This is a genomic window from Viridibacillus sp. d25.2, assembly GCF_055456015.2.
This window is the reverse complement of sequence record NZ_CM196652.1, coordinates 3,442,600-3,461,431: the sequence shown is the minus strand read 5'-3', so window position 1 is coordinate 3,461,431 and position 18,832 is coordinate 3,442,600. Positions and strand designations below refer to the sequence as shown.

Here is an 18,832-nt window from a genome sequence, read left to right as displayed (position 1 = left end):
AAAGAAAGGACTGGGCATTAGCCTAGTCTTTTTCTTTGTGAATAAAGACTCTTTAATAGTAAGACTTAATACTCACTTTGCCTGAAGTTGCTTTTTTATTTAAAAGGCATGTATAGTGAGTGTAATGGTTTGTTATATTAAAGAGATAGGAGGGGTCTACATGTTTCAAACAATTCAAGTGGCAAAAGGTGTCAATATTCATACAAGAACGACGGATCAATTCAAAACTGTAAATTTTTCAGTGAAATTTAAAAGACCTTTAACTGTCGAGGATGCATCTGAAAGAACGGTGTTAACAAATGTACTGCAACATAGCAGTGCGCGATATCCATCTACTGCCGCTATGCGTATGTATTTAGATGATTTATATGGAACAGTATTGTATTTTGATACTACAAAACGTGGTGATGAACATTCTGTTTTATTAAATGTTGAAACAGTCAATGATCAATATTTAAAAAATGGGGAAGTTTTAGACAAAGTGCTAGAGCTAATGCAATCAGTTCTATTTGAGCCGAACTTCGATAACGGTGTATTCCGTGAGAGTATTGTTGGGCGTGAAAAAGAAATGGTGATTGAGCGAATTCAATCAGTTTTTGATGATAAATCACGCTATGCTCAACAGCAATTGTTGAATATTATGCGTCCAAATCATCCAGCATCTATCTCTGCTAACGGTACGATTGAAAATGTTAAAAAAGTTACACCAGCTTCATTAGTCAAAACATACGAAGCTATGTTAGCTGATGATTTAATCGATATCTACGTAGTAGGTGATATTGATGAGAAAACAATTGTGGAAAGCTTGAAAAAGGCATTACCATTTGCTGATCGTGCAGTTGACCATGCTACGCATCCAACTAAAGAGAGTAAACCTACTGAAACGTTTGTCAGTGAACAGCAAGATATGAAGCAAGGTAAATTACATATCGGCTATCATACACCTGTCACTTTCACGCACCCTGATTTTCCTAAAATGCAAATTTTTAATGGTGTTTTTGGAGGATATCCACATGCAAAATTATTCATGAATGTACGTGAAAAAGAAAGTATGGCTTATTACTGCTCGAGCTCATATTCTTCCCAATATGGGTTAGTATTCGTCATATCAGGAATTGATGCCAACAAAGAGAAAAAGGCAATTTCATTAATCGATGAACAATTAGTTGCAGTTCAAAAAGGCGACATTACAGATTTAGAATTAGCGCAAACAAAAGCTATGTTAACAAACCAATTAAAAGAAGCACTTGATTCATCTAGAGGACAAATTGAAATATATGATCAATATAAAGAATTATCAACAGAGTTCTCGGTAGAAAATATGGCCGCGAAATGGCAAGCTGTAACGAAAGAAGATGTAGTTGATATGGCAAAGCTCGTAGAAAAAGAAACAGTATATTTCTTAAGGGGTAAGGAGGATGCTGCAAAATGAAAACAATCCAATTCGATCAATTAGATGAAACACTTTATTATGAGAAGTTAGATAACGGATTAGACGTTTATATTTTGCCTAAAAAAGGCTTCTCTAAAACGTTTGTCACTTTTACTACAAAATACGGTTCCATCGATCGTTCATTCATACCGATTGGTGAAACTGAAGCAATTACAGTGCCAGATGGAATTGCGCATTTTCTAGAACATAAAATGTTTGAAAAAGAAGATGGTGATATATTCCAAAAGTTCGGTGAAAAAGGTGCTTCAGCTAATGCTTTCACATCTTTCACAAGGACAGCGTATTTATTTTCAGCGACAGATCATTTATATGAGAGTACTAAAACTTTGCTCGATTTCGTACAACAACCTTATTTCACAGAGCAAACTGTGGAGAAAGAAAAGGGAATTATCGGTCAGGAAATTACGATGTATGATGACCAACCTGATTGGCGTCTATACTTTGGAACGATTGAAAATATGTTCCATGAGCATCCTGTAAAAATTGATATAGCAGGAACTATTGAATCAATCGATGATATTACTGCCGAACATTTATACACTTGCTATAATACGTTTTATCATCCATCTAATATGCTGCTATTTGTCATCGGTGCTGTTGAGCCAGAGAAAATGATGGATTTTATTCGTGGTGATCAAGCTGACAAAACCTTTGAAGAACCAACCCCGATTCAGCGTATTGAAGTGACTGAACCTACGGATGTAGCAGTAAAAAGTAGCACATTAGAAATGGATGTATTAAAACCAAAAGTAATTGTTGGTATAAAAGCGAAAGAAACAAGCCTATCTGGTAGAGACATGTTAAAGCATGAGCTGTCTATACAGTTAGCTCTGGATGTTTTATTTGGTAGATCTTCAGATTTCTATACGGATGTATATGAAAAGGGCATGATTGATGAATCGTATTCATATGACTTTTCATTAGAAAAAGGTTTTGGCTTTGCCTTAGTTGGTTCAGATACAAACCAAGCAGATGAATTAGTTGAAGCTATTCAAAATGTATTACAAAAAACACAAGAAAAATGGCCATTTGGTGCTGATGAGTTAGAACGGGTAAAACGTCGTAAAATTGGCTTTTATTTAAGAGCGTTAAATTCAATTGAATTTATCGCAAATCAATTCACGAGATATGCCTTTAATGATATGAATTTATTTGATGCAGTTCCTGTCATTGAAGAATTGACAGTAGCAGATGTGCAACAAGCTTTCGCTTCATTACAAGGAGAATCACAGCAAACAGTATTTAAAATTTTACCAGTAGGAAACAAAGCAAAAACAAGTAATGTTAAAGAAGGTCAAGAGCAATAATGAAAAAGTTTTGCTTAGTGCTGGGTGCGTCCGGTGCAATTGGGCGCGCCATTAGTGCGCAGCTTGCCGAAGATGGCTGGTCTTTATATATGCAATACAATCAAGGTGAAGAGGTAGCTGTCGAGCTTGTAAATGATCTTTCAATTACCTATCCAGAACAGGAATTTATGATGATTCAAGCTGATTTAACAGATCCTCTTGCAGCAGAACGTATTACCCATTCTGTATTTACACTACAGGCGATTGTGGTAGCTAGCGGTCAAGCTCTATATAAGCTAGTGGAGGATACCACTGCTGATGAAATGGATGCACTTTGGAAAGTCCATGTACAAACGCCAATTAGGCTGATTAGCCTCCTAGCTTCAAAATTACGCCATAACGAAATAAGTCATATTACTATGATTGGTTCTGTTTGGGGCGAAGCAGGGGCATCAGGAGAGGCTTTGTATGCTACTGTGAAAGGTGCACTGCATGCTTTTGTGAAATCGTATGCACAAGAAGCCGCAGGAAATGGTATTCTTGTTAATGCGGTAGCACCAGGATTAATTAATACTAAAATGAACGGGCATTTAACGGATGTTGAAGAGCAGAATCTAATTGATGAAATTCCATTAGCAAGAGCTGGAGAGCCCGCTGAAGTTGGTCATCTAGTAGCATTTCTGTTATCAGGACGTGCTAATTATATTACAGGCCAAATTCTTCGCATAAATGGTGGATGGTACATATAAATTTCTTTTTTACACATACTAAATGTGAAAAGGAGGAGTTTTATGGATATCATTGAAAACTGGCAAAAGTGGACAAGCTTTTTGGGACAAAATGTTGCAAAAGCTGAATCCGCTGGAATGTCACAAAAAGTAATACAAGAAGCCGCTGTGCAAATTGGTGAGTATTTGGCTAACAACGTTGATCCGAAAAATGAACAAGAGAGAGTGCTTTCGGAGTTATGGTCGGTAGCAACCGATGATGAAAAGCAATCACTAGCTAATTGTGTTGTTAAATTAGTGCAGAATAGGAAGGTCCAATAGGAAAAATGGGGTATTAGCCCCTCTTTTCCTTTTTTTCTTTCCATATGTACAAAAATCAGCTATTATGGAACTTAGAAATGTTTTAAGCGTCGTATAATAGAAGGGATCGTTGTATGTGAGAGAATGGTATTTTGAATATGAAATACAAATCAATCGCCCCGGCTTATTAGGAGATATTGCTTCCTTATTAGGTATGCTTCGTGTGAATATTGTGACGATTAATGGTGTCGATCAAGTTCGAAGAGGAATGCTTTTACGAGCTGAAAAGGACGAACAGATTGAACGATTTGAGAATATCGTTTCTACTATGGAAATGATACGTGTAACAAAATTTCGCGAGCCCACAACACGTGATCGCCTAGCGATTCGACATGGACGTTATATACAAAGAGAAGCTGATGAGAAAAAGACGTTTCGCTTTGTACGTGATGAACTAGGTATTTTAGTAGACTTTATGGCGGAACTTTTCAAAAAGGACGGTCATAAACTTATTGGAATTCGAGGAATGCCTCGTGTCGGTAAGACGGAGTCAGTTGTAGCAGCTAGTGTTTGTGCAAATAAGAGGTGGTTATTTTTATCATCGACTATGATTAAACAGACTGCACGCAACAAGTTGATTGGAGACGAATTTAATAGCAATAATATATTCATTTTGGATGGGATTGTCACAAGACTATCTTCTGACGAAAGACATCAACAACTCGTACGTGAAATGATGTGTATGCCATCTATTAAGGTAGTAGAGCATCCTGATATGTTCGTGCAACATTCTGAATATACAATTGAAGACTTTGATTATATTATCGAATTAAGACATCATCCAGATGAAGAAATTACATACGAAATCATGGAGAAACATAATAGTATACTTCAAGATTCGAGTGGTTTCGGTGGCTTTGGAGGATTTAATTTTTAACAGGTAGGTGTTACAATTGACAGAATTAGGAGCTCGTTTAAAAGAAGCGAGATTGTCAAAAGGGTATAGTCTGGATGACTTACAAGAAATTACGAAAATTCAAAAACGCTATCTTTCTGCTATTGAAGAGGGAAATTATAGCATAATGCCTGGAACGTTTTATGTTCGTGCATTTATTAAACAATATGCAGAAGCGGTTGATTTAAGTGCCGATGAATTACTTGAGACGTATAAATCTGAAGTGCCTGCAAACAAAACAGTTGAAAGTACAACGACAGCAACAATTCAACAACCTCAATCACGTAGAAGTTTGTCTAAAATGCCATCAAGAGGTTTTATGGACTTAATGCCGAAACTTGTTGTTGCTTTATTTATCATAATTGCAATCGTAGTAATCTGGATATTGTTCCAAAAGAAAGCTGATAACTCAACACCAGATGTTAATAAAGAAACCCCAATAACTGTGGATACAAAAACTCCAGTTACAAAAAACGATAATAAAGACAAAGAAGTAGCAGGAAAAGATCAAGATAAGAACGATAAAGAAGCAACTAAAAAAGATGAAAAGCAACAAAAACTTTCTAAAGGTACACTAGTGAACGATAATGCGACCACTAATTATACTTTAACAGGTACAGCGGAGTTTAAAATCCGTGTAGAAGTTACCGGCGATACATGGGTTGGTGTACAAGATGAAAATCGTACAGAAATCTCTGACAAAGCAGATGTTTATCATGCTGAAGATGTAGTTGAAGTTGATGCGAAGGGTAAGCAAAGCGTTCGTATTCGACTAGGTGCAGCAGCAAATGCAAAAGTTTTTGTCAATGACGAGAAAGTGAAACTTGCAGCTTCACCGAGTGAGCGCATTACTCAAAATATCGTCATTAATTTTTCAGAGAAAGAATAGTCATCTAGAGAAAGATGGCTATTTTCTTTGAAAGAAGGGTGAGGAAATCGTGAATATACCAAATAGAATTACAGTTTCAAGAGTTTTGCTAATTCCAGTTTTCGTACTTTTGATGTTAGTGGACTTTGGATGGGGAAGAATGACTGTGCTTGGCGCGGAGATGCCGATTGAGCAATTTGTTGGTGCAGTGATTTTCATCGTAGCTTCTATCACTGATTGGGTAGATGGCTACTACGCACGTAAATATAATTTAGTAACGAATATGGGGAAATTTTTGGACCCATTAGCGGATAAATTGTTAGTTTCTGCTGCATTTATTTTGCTTGTTGAATTAGGAACTGCACCTGCATGGGTTGTCATTATTATTATTAGCCGTGAATTTGCAGTAACTGGCTTACGACTAATTCTAGCAGGTGGTGGTGAGGTAGTCGCTGCAAACCAACTTGGTAAAATCAAGACATGGGCACAAATTGTTGCAATTGCTGCGCTATTGCTAAATAATATTTTCTTTACTATGTTCGGTATTCCTTTTGATGATATTGCATTATATGTAGCTCTATTCTTTACAGTTTGGTCTGGAGCAGATTATTTCTACTTGAATCGTCGTGTATTATTAGATTCAAAATAAAGATAAAATGAATTAGTTGGCGAGGATGTAAGTATGGAGGAATTTCTCCTACATTATATGCCTCGCCTTTTGCAACTTTTTGCTTTTTGAGAACCATACATAATACGAGATAAAGGAAGGGACCGTTAGAGATGAATGCTGAAATTATTGCAGTAGGATCAGAGCTTTTACTTGGCCAAATTACGAATACAAATGCACGTTTTATTTCAGGTCAATTATCGGAGTTAGGTATTAATGTGTATTATCACACTGTTGTTGGGGATAATGTTGATCGTTTAGTAAAAGCGATTGAAATAGCTGAGTCACGTGCAGATATCATTATTTTCTCAGGTGGTTTAGGTCCAACAAAAGACGATTTAACGAAGGAAACTATCGCAAGACATTTAGGAACTGTACTGGAAATAGATGATTTTGCAATGCAATCGATTGAAGAATTTTTTACTCTTCAAAATCGTACTATGACCGAAAATAATCGTAAACAAGCACTTGTATTAAAAGATTGTGAAGTACTTATAAATCGCCATGGTATGGCACCTGGCATGCTGTTAGGAAAAAATAACCGTATGTATATGTTGTTACCAGGACCACCGAAAGAATTGGAGCCTATGTTCCAATATGAAGCAAAGCCGAAGTTAGCAGCAAGAGTAAATGAGGGAGCCCAGATTATGTCTCACGTTTTACGCTTCTATGGCATCGGAGAGGCGGAGTTAGAAGTAAAGATACAAGATCTATTAGACAACCAGACAAACCCGACTATCGCACCCCTAGCGGCAGATGGAGAAGTAACTCTACGTATTACAGCAAAAGCATATAGTCTAGAACAGGGTGAACAATTAATAGCTGGAGCAAAGGATGAAATATTACGTCGAGTTGGCCAATTTATGTACGGTGTTAATGATGATTCGCTTTCTTCTAAAACAGCTGAAATTCTTATCGAAAATAATTTAACTATCGCGGCAGCTGAAAGTCTAACTGCAGGGCTCTTTCAATCTGAATTAGCTGAAAATCCTGGAATTAGTCAATCGCTAATTGGGGGAGTTGTTACATATACGGAACAGGCTAAACGTGATCATCTAGGGATTTCAGCTGACTTATTAGAAAAGTATGGTGTTGTAAGTTCCCAATGCGCAGCAGCAATGGCCAGTAAAGTAAAGGAAAAGTTCGGTACAGATATAGGTGTCGGTTTAACAGGGGTAGCAGGACCTGAAGGGCATGATAATCAACCTGCGGGAACTGTATGGATAGCTGTATGTATTGGTGATAATGAACCTCAAACCTATCAATTACATTTAACAGGGCAACGCAATACAAATCGTTTACGTGCAGTGAAACGTACTTTTGCTTTTGTTATTCAATTATTAACGGAACAAGGTTATCGTAAAATATAAAATTGTCCATTCAAAGTGGGTTAAATTCAGCTTTTGAGCGATAGATTGGGTATGATTTTCGATTTTGCTTAAAATTTTCCGAATAAATGTTCGCTTTTTTCTTGTGTATTTCTCAAAAAAGAAGTATAGTAGATACAGATATAAAAGAGACAATGTTTTCGAAGGAGGAACAAGATTGAGCGATCGTAAAGCAGCATTAGATATGGCCCTTAAACAAATTGAAAAGCAATTTGGTAAAGGTTCAGTTATGAAATTAGGCGAAAAAACAGATATCGAAATTTTGACTTCTTCAAGTGGTTCTTTAGCACTTGATACAGTACTTGGAGTAGGTGGTTATCCACGTGGTCGAGTTATTGAAATATATGGACCAGAGAGTTCTGGTAAAACAACTGTAGCACTTCATGCGATTGCAGAAGTACAAGCTAATGGTGGCACAGCAGCGTTTATTGATGCAGAACATGCACTTGACCCTGTCTATGCACAAAAACTAGGCGTTAATATTGATGAATTATTACTATCGCAACCAGATACAGGGGAGCAAGCTCTAGAAATCGCTGAAGCTCTTGTACGTAGTGGCGCAATCGATATCATTATTATCGATTCTGTAGCAGCCCTTGTACCAAAAGCCGAAATTGAAGGTGACATGGGTGATTCACATGTTGGTCTACAAGCACGTTTAATGTCCCAAGCATTGCGTAAATTATCAGGGATTATTAACAAGTCTAATACAATTGCTATTTTCATTAACCAAATTCGTGAAAAGATTGGTGTTATGTTCGGTAACCCGGAAACAACACCAGGTGGACGTGCGCTGAAATTCTATAGTTCTGTACGTTTAGAAGTACGTCGCGCAGAAACAATCAAACAAGGTAATGATATGGTAGGTAACAGAACTAAAATTAAAGTCGTTAAAAACAAAGTGGCACCACCATTCAAAACAGCTGAAGTTGATATTATGTATGGCGAAGGGATTTCTAAAGAAGGCGAAATCATCGATATCGGTGTAGAAAAAGAAATCGTGCAAAAGAGCGGTTCTTGGTATGCTTATGAAGAAGAACGTTTAGGCCAAGGACGCGAAAATGCAAAACAATTCTTAAAAGAAAACCCTGAAATTAGCAATGAAATTGCACATAAAATCCGCGTAGCTTCTGGGATTGCAACTGATTCTTATACAGTTGAATCTGAAGAGGATGAAGCAATGGATGCAGAATTATCATCATTATTAAATGAAGAGTAAGATTTTCTGAGGGTCTTTCAATGTCAATTGAAGGGCCCTTTTGACTATAACTATAACTGTGAATCCTTGACATTGTTTTTTTTCAACTATACAATTAAACTTGTATAATTTCTTAAATTGAAATGAAATAGGCAGTATATTGAGAGCTCCTAGAAATACTTAATGTATAGCCGACTAAAAATGAAAACAATACAGCAAGAGGAGGTGTTCGAATGACTGGAAACATCATCTCCGCTTTGCTTGGACTCATCGTCGGTGCCGCTGTTATCTATTACGTCAATAAAAGAGTGAATGATTCAAAAGTGACAGGTGCAAAGAGTTCCGCAGAGCTCATCATAGATGAAGGTAAAAGAGAAGCGGAAGCTCTAAAGAAAGAAGCACTTCTTGAAGCAAAAGATGAAACTCACACACTTCGAACTGAAGCAGAAAACGACATCCGTGAACGCCGGTCTGAGCTTCAGAAACAGGAAAACCGGTTATTGCAAAGAGAAGAAAATCTTGATCGCAAGGATGAAGCTCTGAACAAGAGGGAAGCAGGTTTAGAGCGTAAAGACGATGCTCTAAACGATAGACAACAGCATATTGAACAGATGGAAAGCAAAGTGGAAGAACTCGTAGCTAAACAGCAATCTGAAATCGAACGTATCTCAGCATTAACTCGTGAAGAAGCAAAAGTCATTATTCTAAAACAAGTAGAAAACGAGTTATCAACTGATATAGCAGTTATGACGAAAGAATCTGAAATGCGAGCAAAAGAAGAATCAGACAAAAAAGCACGAGAAATTTTATCACTAGCCCTTCAGCGCTTTGCAGCTGATCACGTTGCAGAAACGACAGTTTCAGTCGTCAATTTACCAAATGACGAGATGAAAGGTCGTATTATTGGACGTGAAGGCCGTAACATTCGAACACTTGAAACGCTTACAGGTATTGATTTAATTATTGATGATACACCTGAAGCAGTTATTCTATCAGGATTTGATCCAATTCGCAGAGAAACAGCACGTCTAGCACTTGAAAAGTTAGTTCAAGACGGCCGTATCCATCCAGCTCGCATCGAAGAGATGGTTGAGAAATCTCGCCGTGAAGTGGACGAGCAAATTCGTGAAACAGGTGAACAAACAACATTCGAAGTGGGTATCCACAATTTACATCCGGATTTAATGAAAATTTTAGGTCGTATGAAATATCGTACAAGTTATGGTCAAAATGTACTTAAACACTCTGTAGAGGTTGCTCACTTAGCGGGCTTACTAGCAGCAGAGCTAGGTGAAGATGTACTTTTAGCAAAACGAGCAGGATTACTGCATGATATTGGTAAAGCAATTGACCATGAAGTAGAAGGAAGTCACGTAGAAATTGGTGTGGAATTGGCTACAAAATACAAAGAACATCCTGTTGTTATTAACAGTATTGCTTCTCACCATGGTGATACTGAACCAACTTCAGTTATTGCGGTATTAGTAGCTGCTGCTGATGCTTTATCTGCAGCCCGCCCAGGTGCACGTAGTGAAACACTTGAAAACTATATTCGTCGACTAGAAAAACTAGAAGAAATCTCTGAATCATATGAAGGCGTTGAGAAATCATTCGCTATTCAAGCTGGTCGTGAAATACGTATAATTGTACGTCCTGATCAAATCGATGATTTAGCTTCACATCGTCTAGCACGTGATATTCGCAAACGTATTGAGGATGAACTGGATTATCCAGGGCATATTAAAGTGACGGTTATTCGTGAAACACGCGCAGTCGAATATGCGAAATAATTAACTCCTTAGAATAAGAAGTAAGTATACGCCAAATGTAAAGTAAGAAAACTGAATTGAAAAATTCAAATATTTTATAAAGAAGGCTTCTTAGAACCTCGGTCGAGAAGCCTTTTTTGTTGGAAAAGAGTGAATCAATAATGAAAGTACTATTTATCGGAGACATTGTCGGCTCAATTGGCCGTACAGCTGTTGAAACATATTTACCAAGATTAAAGAGAAAATATGCACCAGATGTTGTCATTGCAAACGGAGAGAACGCCGCTGCTGGACGTGGGATTACAAGAGCTATTTATCAAGAGTTATTAATGACGGGCGTAGATGTCATTACAATGGGTAACCACACATGGGATCAAAAAGAAATTTTCGATTTCATCGACGATGCTGAATTCTTAATTAGACCCGCAAACTTCTCGGACGAAGCACCCGGCAAAGGGATGACGACTATTTCAAAAAATGGTCATACTTTATCGGTAATCAATTTACATGGACGTACTTTCTTACCACCACATGGCGATCCATTTGCTAAAGCAGACGAATTAATTGAAGAAGCAAAAAAAGTTTCTCCACTTATTTTCGTAGATTTCCATGCCGAAACAACGAGTGAAAAAATTGCAATGGGCTGGTATCTAGATGGCCGAGTATCAACTCTTGTAGGTACACATACACATGTTCAAACAGCGGATGCTCGAATTTATCCTGGAGGAACAGCATATATTACCGATGTTGGAATGACTGGACCTTATGATGAAGTACTTGGAATGAATAAGGAAAGTGTAATCTATAGATTTAAAACAAATATGCCAACACGTTTTGAAGTACCAAAGCAAGGTCGAGAAGTGTTAAGTGGCTTCTTTGTTGATCTTGATGATAAAACGGGCTTAGCAAAATCATTTGAACGCATATATATTAATGCAGATTATCCATTTAAAGCCTAATTTCAAGTCTATATCCAAAACCTACTGCATACAATAATTCATGGACAATAGAGATGTCCCACATTTTTTCAAATTAAGGGAGGAATTGTTGTGGATTCATTGAAAGTATCTTCTCGCTCAAACCCAAACTCAGTCGCTGGCGCATTAGTAGCAGTCATCAGAGAGCAAGGCTTTGCAGAGATGCAAGCAGTTGGAGCAGGCGCACTAAATCAAGCTGTTAAAGCAGTTGCAATTGCAAGAGGATTTGTTGCACCAAGTGGAACGGACTTGACTTGTTCGCCTGCATTTACGGATATTTTAATTGCAGGTGAAGACCGAACGGCTATGAAGCTTTTAGTTGAAAAGCGTACTAGATAAATAGAAAAACCAAAATACCGGGAAACCGGTATTTTTTTATGGGGAAAATAATGGGAATGGGGTTTTGTATTTTTGCTTATTAAAAAATGCAGCTTTAGGTTGCCCTTTGTACGATGAAGTGAGCAAACTAAGCTTTTTACTATACATAGAAAAGTATGTTAACATAGTGAGTATTGTCAGTGATTATTTTTACAACTTATTGAACGAGCTTTTCCGTCAAAGGTCTGAATTTCAAAGAAATCGCTTATAAACAATAGTTTACATCGGGTCTTCGTGATAAACTGATGAAGGATAAAAAAAGCTTAAAACCTGTAATTAAGGAGATGTTATACATGTTACATCAGCTTTCATGGAAAGTCGGTGGGCAACAAGGGGAAGGTATTGAGAGTACGGGAGAAATTTTCTCTACGGCTATGAACCGTCTTGGATACCATTTATATGGATACCGTCACTTCTCTTCCCGCATTAAAGGTGGCCATACGAACAATAAAATTAACGTACGCACATCTGTCGTACACACGATTCCAGATGATTTAGATATATTGGTTGCATTTGACCAAGAAACAATTGATGTCAATTATAAAGAGTTAACAACAGAAGGCGTTATTTTAGCAGATGCTAAATTTAAGCCTGTAAAACCAGAAGATTGCCCTGCAACACTTTACGTTGTACCATTCACAGAAGTAGCTGCTGAATTAGGAACTACTTTAATGAAAAACATGGTGGCAATCGGTGCAACCGCTGCATTATTAAATCTTGAAGATGAAGTTTTCCAGAGCGTCGTTGATGAAATCTTCGGACGTAAAGGTGAAACAGTTGTCCAAAAAAATATGACTGCCATTGCACAAGGACATGAACTAATGAATGGCATGCTTGGTGATAATATCGGAAAATTCGAATTAGAACCAGCTGACGGAAAACACCGCTTGTTTATGATCGGTAATGAAGCTATCGCACTAGGTGCATTAGCTGCAGGCTCCCGCATCATGGCAGCATACCCAATCACTCCAGCGTCAGAAATAATGGAATACTTAATCAAAAAATTGCCGGAATTCGGTGGTACTGTTATCCAAACAGAAGATGAAATCGCTGCTGCAACAATGGCAATCGGCGCAAACTATGGTGGCGTACGTTCATTTACAGCGTCTGCTGGTCCTGGTTTATCATTAATGATGGAAGCAATCGGGCTTTCAGGAATGACAGAACAACCACTTGTTATTGTTGATACACAACGAGGTGGTCCATCAACAGGTCTACCAACAAAACAAGAACAATCTGATTTAATGGCAATGCTATATGGAACACATGGTGAAATTCCTAAAGTTGTTATCGCACCAAGTACTGGTGAAGAAGCGTTCTACGATACAATTCAAGCGTTCAACATTGCAGAAGAACTACAATTGCCAGTTATCTTATTATCGGATCTTCAATTATCACTTGGTAAACAAACTGTTGAACCATTTGATTACTCAAAAATCGAAATTCGTCGTGGCAAATTAGAACTTGGCGAATTACCTGAATCAGAAGATAAAGCATACTTCAAACGCTATGAAGTAACAGAAGATGGCGTGTCAACTCGTGTCGTACCAGGTCAAAAAAATGGTATTCATCACGTTACAGGTGTCGAACATGATGAAACAGGTAAACCATCTGAAGCAGCGGGCAACCGTAAAGCGCAAATGGACAAACGATTCCGTAAATTAGATTATGTAAACTTTAATATGCCTATATTTAAAAATACACCTCATGAAGAAGCAGATGTTTTATTAGTTGGCTTTAACTCGACTAAAGGTGCGTTGGAAGAAATTCAACCAATGTTAAATAAAGAAGGCATCAAAACAAATCATGCACATATTCGTTTAATTCACCCATTCCCAACAGAGGAAATGAGAGAATTGATCGACAATGCAAAAAAAGTAATTGTCGTTGAGAATAATGCTACTGGTCAATTAGCTAATGTAATGAAAATGAATATTGGCGCACACGATAAAATTATTAGCTTAGTGAAATATGACGGCACACCATTCTTGCCAAAAGAATTGTTAGGCCGCGTGAAGGAGTTGCTAACAGATGGTAACATTTAAGGATTTCCGAAATAATGTTAAACCTAACTGGTGTCCTGGATGTGGTGACTTTTCAGTGCAAGCTGCGATTCAACGTGCTGCAGCAAATCTAGAAATCCAACCACATGAACTAGCAGTTGTTTCAGGAATCGGCTGTTCAGGTCGTATCTCGGGATACATCAATTCATATGGATTACATGGTATTCACGGACGTGCATTACCAATTGCACAAGGATTGAAAATGGCAAACCGCAATTTAAAAGTAATCGCTTCAGGCGGTGACGGTGACGGTTTCGCAATCGGTATGGGTCATACAATTCATTCAATCCGTCGTAACATTGATATTACGTACATCGTCATGGATAACCAAATCTATGGTTTAACTAAAGGGCAAACATCACCACGCTCAGCTGCTGGTTTTGTCACAAAATCAACACCAGGTGGCGCAATCGAACCATCATTAAAACCATTGGAAGTAGCATTATCTGCTGGTGCAACATTCGTAGCACAAAGCTTCTCTACAGATTTAAAAGAGCTAACTGCGATTATTGAAGCAGGTATGAATCACAATGGTTTCTCATTTATTAATGTGTTCAGCCCTTGTGTAACTTACAACAAAATCAATACTTATGACTGGTTCAAAGAAAACATTACAAAATTATCAAGCATTGAAGGCTACGATTCTACAAACCGTGCACAAGCAATGGCAACTGTAATGGAGCATGAAGGTCTAGTAACAGGTATCATTTATCAAGACGAAGAAACGCCTTCGTACCAAAACTTAGTAAATGGATATAGTGAAGAACCACTTAATCAGCAAGAAATGATGATTGAAGAAAAAGATCTTCAAGATCTAATGAAAGAATTTATGTAATAAATAATTTAGTAACTAATCCTCAAGTCTTTTTTCTGGCTAGAGGATTAGTTTTTTTATTGTTAATGAGGCATTGATAAGAATAAAAGTGGCTTACCTTATTATTGGAATGGGGTTACAAAGTCTGAGTAGCGCCAAAGAAAGCCTGAGTAGCGCTAAAGAAAGCTTGAGTAGGGCCAAAGAGTCTGAGTAGGGCTAAAGAAAGCTCGAGTAGCGCCAAAGAAAGCCTGAGTAGCGCCAAAGAAAGCCTGAGTAGCGCCAAAGAAAGCCTGAGTAGGGCTAAAGAAAGCCTGAGTAGGGCTAAAGAAAGCCTGAGTAGGGCTAAAGAAAGCCTGAGTAGGGCTAAAGAAAGCCCGAGTAGCGCTAAAGAAAGTCTGAGTAGCGCCAAAGAGCCTGAGTAGGGCAAAAAAAAGCCTGAGTAGCGCCAAAGAGAGCTCGAGCAGCGCTAAAGAAAGCCTGAGTAGCGCCAAAGAGTCTGAGTAGAGCTAAATAAAGCCTGAGTAGCGCCAAAGAGCCAGTGAGTAGAGCTAAAGAAAGCCCGAGTAGCGCCAAAGAAAGCTCGAGCAGCGCTAAATAAAGCCTGAGTAGGGCCAAAGAAAGTTCGAGTAGCGCCAAAGAAAGTCTGAGCAGCGCTAAAGAAAGCTTGAGTAGCGCCAAAGAGTTCGAGTAGCGCGAAATAACCCCCGAGCATGGCCACAGAGCCATGAGTAGCACCAAAACCCCATGAGTAGCGAAAATCCCCCAAATAACACAAAGGAACCAATATCCTCCTCCTTATAAACAAGCTATATGTCGAAACACCGACAATTAACGTTCTTTTCTTGTAGGAACCACACTCCATTCAGTATAATAAGAAAATGGGTATTCGAGTGTGCGAATACGAGCGGAAGGAGTTTACTGATGAACGAAGAACAGCGACTTGCTAGTCAACAAGTGAAACAACCAGATCCATCGGACAAAAAATCCGAGAAGGACTATAGTAAATATTTTCAATCTGTATATACAGCGCCATCTTTAAAAGATGCAAAGAAACGTGGTAAAGAAGAAGTTCAATACCATAAAGACTTCGCGATTGATGAGAAATACATGGGTATGGGACATGGTCGTAAATTCTACATTCGTACGTACGGTTGCCAAATGAATGAGCATGATACAGAAGTAATGGCGGGGATTTTCCTACAACTTGGTTACGAAGCAACAAATAACGTCGAAGATGCGAATGTCATCTTAATGAATACTTGTGCTATCCGAGAAAATGCGGAGAACAAAGTATTTGGTGAACTTGGCCATTTTAAACCGTTAAAGCAAAAAAATCCTGATTTATTAATTGGTGTATGTGGATGTATGTCGCAAGAAGAAGCTGTAGTTAAGAAAATCTTGAAAACATATGACCAAGTTGATATGATTTTCGGGACGCATAATATTCATCGTTTACCTGATATTTTAAACGAAGCATATATGTCGAAAGAAATGGTTATTGAAGTGTGGTCTAAAGAAGGAGACGTCATCGAAAACCTTCCGAAAGTACGAAAAGGGAATACAAAGGCTTGGGTTAATATCATGTACGGCTGTGATAAATTCTGTACATACTGTATCGTACCTTATACACGTGGAAAAGAGCGTAGTCGACGCCCAGATGATATTATTCAAGAAGTGCGCCAATTAGCTGCGCAAGGCTATAAAGAAGTGACATTACTTGGTCAAAACGTAAACGCTTACGGAAAAGACTTTGAAGACCTAAAATATGGCCTTGGCGATTTAATGAATGAATTGCGTACAATTGATATTCCTCGCATTCGTTTTACGACAAGTCACCCTCGTGATTTTGATGATTATTTAATTGAAGTATTAGCGACAAAAGGGAATTTAGTTGAACACATTCATTTACCAGTGCAATCAGGTTCAAGTGATATGCTGAAGATCATGGCTCGTAAATATACGCGTGAAAGCTATTTAGAACTTGTACGCAAAATTAGAAAAGCGATTCCAGATGTAGCGTTAACAACTGATATTATCGTCGGTTTCCCAAATGAAACTGATGAGCAATTTGAAGAAACGTTATCTTTATATAAAGAAGTTGGCTTTGAAATGGCGTTCACGTACATTTATTCACCACGTGAAGGTACTCCTGCAGCGAAAATGCAAGATAATGTACCAATGGATGTGAAAAAAGAGCGTCTACAACGATTAAATGATGTAGTGAACCAACTTTGTGGAGAAGCAATTAAACAATATGATGGTCAAATTGTCGAAGTGTTAGTAGAAGGGGAAAGTAAACGAAACCCGAATGTACTAGCAGGTTATACAAGAAAAAATAAACTCGTTAACTTTGTCGCTCCTAAAGAAGTAATCGGTCAAATTGTAAAAGTACAAGTTACTGAAGCGAAAACTTGGTCATTACAAGGAGATTTTATCGAAGTCGTGACGAACCAAAAGGTGGAATTATAATGGCAGAAATGTATACTAAAGATCAAATTATCGCAAAAGCAATGGAAATTGCCCATATGGTAGCGAACACAGAAGAAGTGGAATTCTTCAAACGTGCAGAAGCACAAATTAACGAAAATCAAATGGTACGTGAAAAAATTGCTAGTCTAAAAAGTTTACAAAAACAAGCAGTAAACTTCCAACATTACGGAAAAGAAAAAGCACTTCGATTAATTGAAGATAAAATTGCTAAAATCGAAGAAGAAATTGATTCTTTACCAATCGTTGAAGAATTTAAACAATCTCAAAGCGATGTAAATGATTTATTACAATTAGTATCAAATGCAATTGCGAACACTGTGACAGATGAAATCGTTGAATCAACTGGTGGCGATTTGTTACGTGGTGAAACAGGTTCAAAAGTACAAAACTCAAAACCTGGAAGCTGTTCATAATAGGAATTCTCCCCCTTTAAAGAATTAACATCTTTAAAGGGTTTTTTGTGAAAAAGATACCGAAGTTTCCTTTTGAAGTAGCATTACCTTAGTCAGGTCATGTAGGTACGAAGAGTAATATGACGATTAACAGAGGTGGCTGGACTGCGTTAGATTATGAAACTTATGACAATGCCTATAAAGGTTACTAATACGCCAATAAAAACAAGGGGATAAAACCTTTATGAAGTCGCTAATGGATCCGTGTTCAGCAAATCCTGCTATTCGTCTAGCATTCAAAGTAATAGAATAATTGAAGACTACTGAGTAGCTAAAGAAAGAACGGCTATTCAGTAGTTTTTTTATTTTTAAAAGTTAATCTAATCACCCAATGGGCACATGCAGCATAAGATGAAATGAAGAGAAGCAAAGGAGGAATCGCACTGAAACAGTTGCGTCAAATTGTCACAAAGGCGGTCGTCGCGAAGGGGAAAAAAAGAACAGAAGTATGTGAAAATTTAAGACCACCTAATAAACCATCAAGTATTTTAGGGTGCTGGGTGATCAATCATACGCATTCAGCCAAAAAACATGGGAATTTTGTTGAGGTATCAGGCAAATTTGATGTCAATGTTTGGTACGCTTATCATAATCATTCAAAAACAGCAGTATTCTCTGAGACGGTACTGTATAGAGACCGTATCAAACTTCATTATAGAGATAATGATACGACAGGAAAAGAAGATATTCATGTGAAGGTGATCCAACATCCAAACTGTACAGAAGCTATTATCACACCTTGCGGAGAGCAATTCCAAGTCACGATCGAACGAGAATTGCTTGCAGAAGTTGTAGGTGAGACAACAATTTGTATCTCTGTACATCCATTAGATTTTGAAGAAGAGTGGGATTTCGAAGATGAAAGCTCATCATCTAGTTCATCATCAAGCTCATCGTCGAGCTCGTCATCATCGTCATCATCATCATCGTCAGGTCCATCATTTGAATCTTCATCGTTTCATTAAGCACTTTTAAAGCCGGAGGCGACGCCGGCTTATTTTTTTTGAGTAAACCGACTAAAAAGTATGAAACGCATTTCAATACTT

General features: G+C 37.8%; 17 protein-coding genes. All 17 read left to right on the top strand.

Annotated elements, in window-relative coordinates:
• Positions 1-160 precede the first annotated feature (160 nt).
• The 17 genes from yfmF (at position 161) to cotE (ending at position 18,751) form a co-directional block, all read left to right on the top strand.
• A complete protein-coding gene (gene yfmF, locus ACZLO7_RS17090) occupies positions 161-1,432 on the top strand; it encodes an EF-P 5-aminopentanol modification-associated protein YfmF (RefSeq protein WP_464937413.1) in 1,272 nt (423 codons plus the stop codon).
• Positions 1,429-2,760 (top strand): EF-P 5-aminopentanol modification-associated protein YfmH, encoded by a 1,332-nt coding sequence (gene yfmH, locus ACZLO7_RS17085; protein ID WP_464937414.1) that lies wholly within the window; start codon positions 1,429-1,431, stop codon positions 2,758-2,760. Before yfmF ends, yfmH begins: the two co-directional genes overlap by 4 nt.
• Complete coding sequence (ymfI, locus tag ACZLO7_RS17080) at positions 2,760-3,488, top strand: elongation factor P 5-aminopentanone reductase (protein ID WP_464937415.1); 729 nt, start codon at positions 2,760-2,762, stop codon at positions 3,486-3,488. The genes yfmH and ymfI overlap by 1 nt, the downstream gene beginning before the upstream one ends.
• A gap of 42 nt (positions 3,489-3,530) precedes the next feature.
• Positions 3,531-3,788: a DUF3243 domain-containing protein gene (locus tag ACZLO7_RS17075; protein WP_038184292.1), complete on the top strand. Its 258-nt coding sequence runs from the start codon at positions 3,531-3,533 to the stop codon at positions 3,786-3,788.
• Positions 3,789-3,903: 115 nt separating this feature from the next.
• Positions 3,904-4,704 (top strand): DUF3388 domain-containing protein, encoded by an 801-nt coding sequence (locus ACZLO7_RS17070; protein WP_464937416.1) that lies wholly within the window; start codon positions 3,904-3,906, stop codon positions 4,702-4,704.
• A gap of 7 nt (positions 4,705-4,711) precedes the next feature.
• Positions 4,712-5,611 carry a helix-turn-helix domain-containing protein gene (locus ACZLO7_RS17065; protein ID WP_464937417.1) on the top strand — a complete coding sequence of 300 codons (900 nt, stop codon included), beginning with the start codon at positions 4,712-4,714 and terminating at the stop codon, positions 5,609-5,611.
• Positions 5,612-5,660: 49 nt separating this feature from the next.
• Positions 5,661-6,239: a CDP-diacylglycerol--glycerol-3-phosphate 3-phosphatidyltransferase gene (gene pgsA / locus ACZLO7_RS17060; RefSeq protein ID WP_464937418.1), complete on the top strand. Its 579-nt coding sequence runs from the start codon at positions 5,661-5,663 to the stop codon at positions 6,237-6,239.
• 131 nt (positions 6,240-6,370) lie between these two features.
• Positions 6,371-7,627, top strand: coding sequence for a competence/damage-inducible protein A (locus tag ACZLO7_RS17055; RefSeq protein ID WP_464937419.1), 1,257 nt, complete (start codon positions 6,371-6,373; stop codon positions 7,625-7,627).
• A gap of 175 nt (positions 7,628-7,802) precedes the next feature.
• Positions 7,803-8,864, top strand: coding sequence for a recombinase RecA (gene recA, locus ACZLO7_RS17050; protein WP_427748854.1), 1,062 nt, complete (start codon positions 7,803-7,805; stop codon positions 8,862-8,864).
• Positions 8,865-9,076: 212 nt separating this feature from the next.
• Entirely contained in the window at positions 9,077-10,633 is a 1,557-nt protein-coding gene (gene rny / locus ACZLO7_RS17045; RefSeq protein WP_427748852.1) for a ribonuclease Y, read from the top strand.
• A 140-nt stretch (positions 10,634-10,773) separates the two neighbouring features.
• The gene (locus ACZLO7_RS17040) at positions 10,774-11,571 is read left to right on the top strand and encodes a TIGR00282 family metallophosphoesterase (protein ID WP_038184310.1); all 798 of its coding nucleotides are present in this window, start codon (positions 10,774-10,776) and stop codon (positions 11,569-11,571) included.
• A 90-nt stretch (positions 11,572-11,661) separates the two neighbouring features.
• Complete coding sequence (locus ACZLO7_RS17035) at positions 11,662-11,928, top strand: stage V sporulation protein S (RefSeq protein ID WP_427748850.1); 267 nt, start codon at positions 11,662-11,664, stop codon at positions 11,926-11,928.
• A gap of 332 nt (positions 11,929-12,260) precedes the next feature.
• Complete coding sequence (locus ACZLO7_RS17030; RefSeq protein WP_464937420.1) at positions 12,261-14,012, top strand: 2-oxoacid:acceptor oxidoreductase subunit alpha; 1,752 nt, start codon at positions 12,261-12,263, stop codon at positions 14,010-14,012.
• Complete coding sequence (locus ACZLO7_RS17025; RefSeq protein ID WP_464937421.1) at positions 13,999-14,865, top strand: 2-oxoacid:ferredoxin oxidoreductase subunit beta; 867 nt, start codon at positions 13,999-14,001, stop codon at positions 14,863-14,865. Before ACZLO7_RS17030 ends, ACZLO7_RS17025 begins: the two co-directional genes overlap by 14 nt.
• A gap of 900 nt (positions 14,866-15,765) precedes the next feature.
• Positions 15,766-17,313: a tRNA (N6-isopentenyl adenosine(37)-C2)-methylthiotransferase MiaB gene (gene miaB / locus ACZLO7_RS17020; protein WP_464937422.1), complete on the top strand. Its 1,548-nt coding sequence runs from the start codon at positions 15,766-15,768 to the stop codon at positions 17,311-17,313.
• A complete protein-coding gene (locus ACZLO7_RS17015) occupies positions 17,313-17,747 on the top strand; it encodes a YlbF/YmcA family competence regulator (protein WP_464937423.1) in 435 nt (144 codons plus the stop codon). Before miaB ends, ACZLO7_RS17015 begins: the two co-directional genes overlap by 1 nt.
• A gap of 395 nt (positions 17,748-18,142) precedes the next feature.
• Complete coding sequence (gene cotE / locus ACZLO7_RS17010; RefSeq protein WP_464937424.1) at positions 18,143-18,751, top strand: outer spore coat protein CotE; 609 nt, start codon at positions 18,143-18,145, stop codon at positions 18,749-18,751.
• The last annotated feature ends 81 nt before the right edge of the window (positions 18,752-18,832 follow it).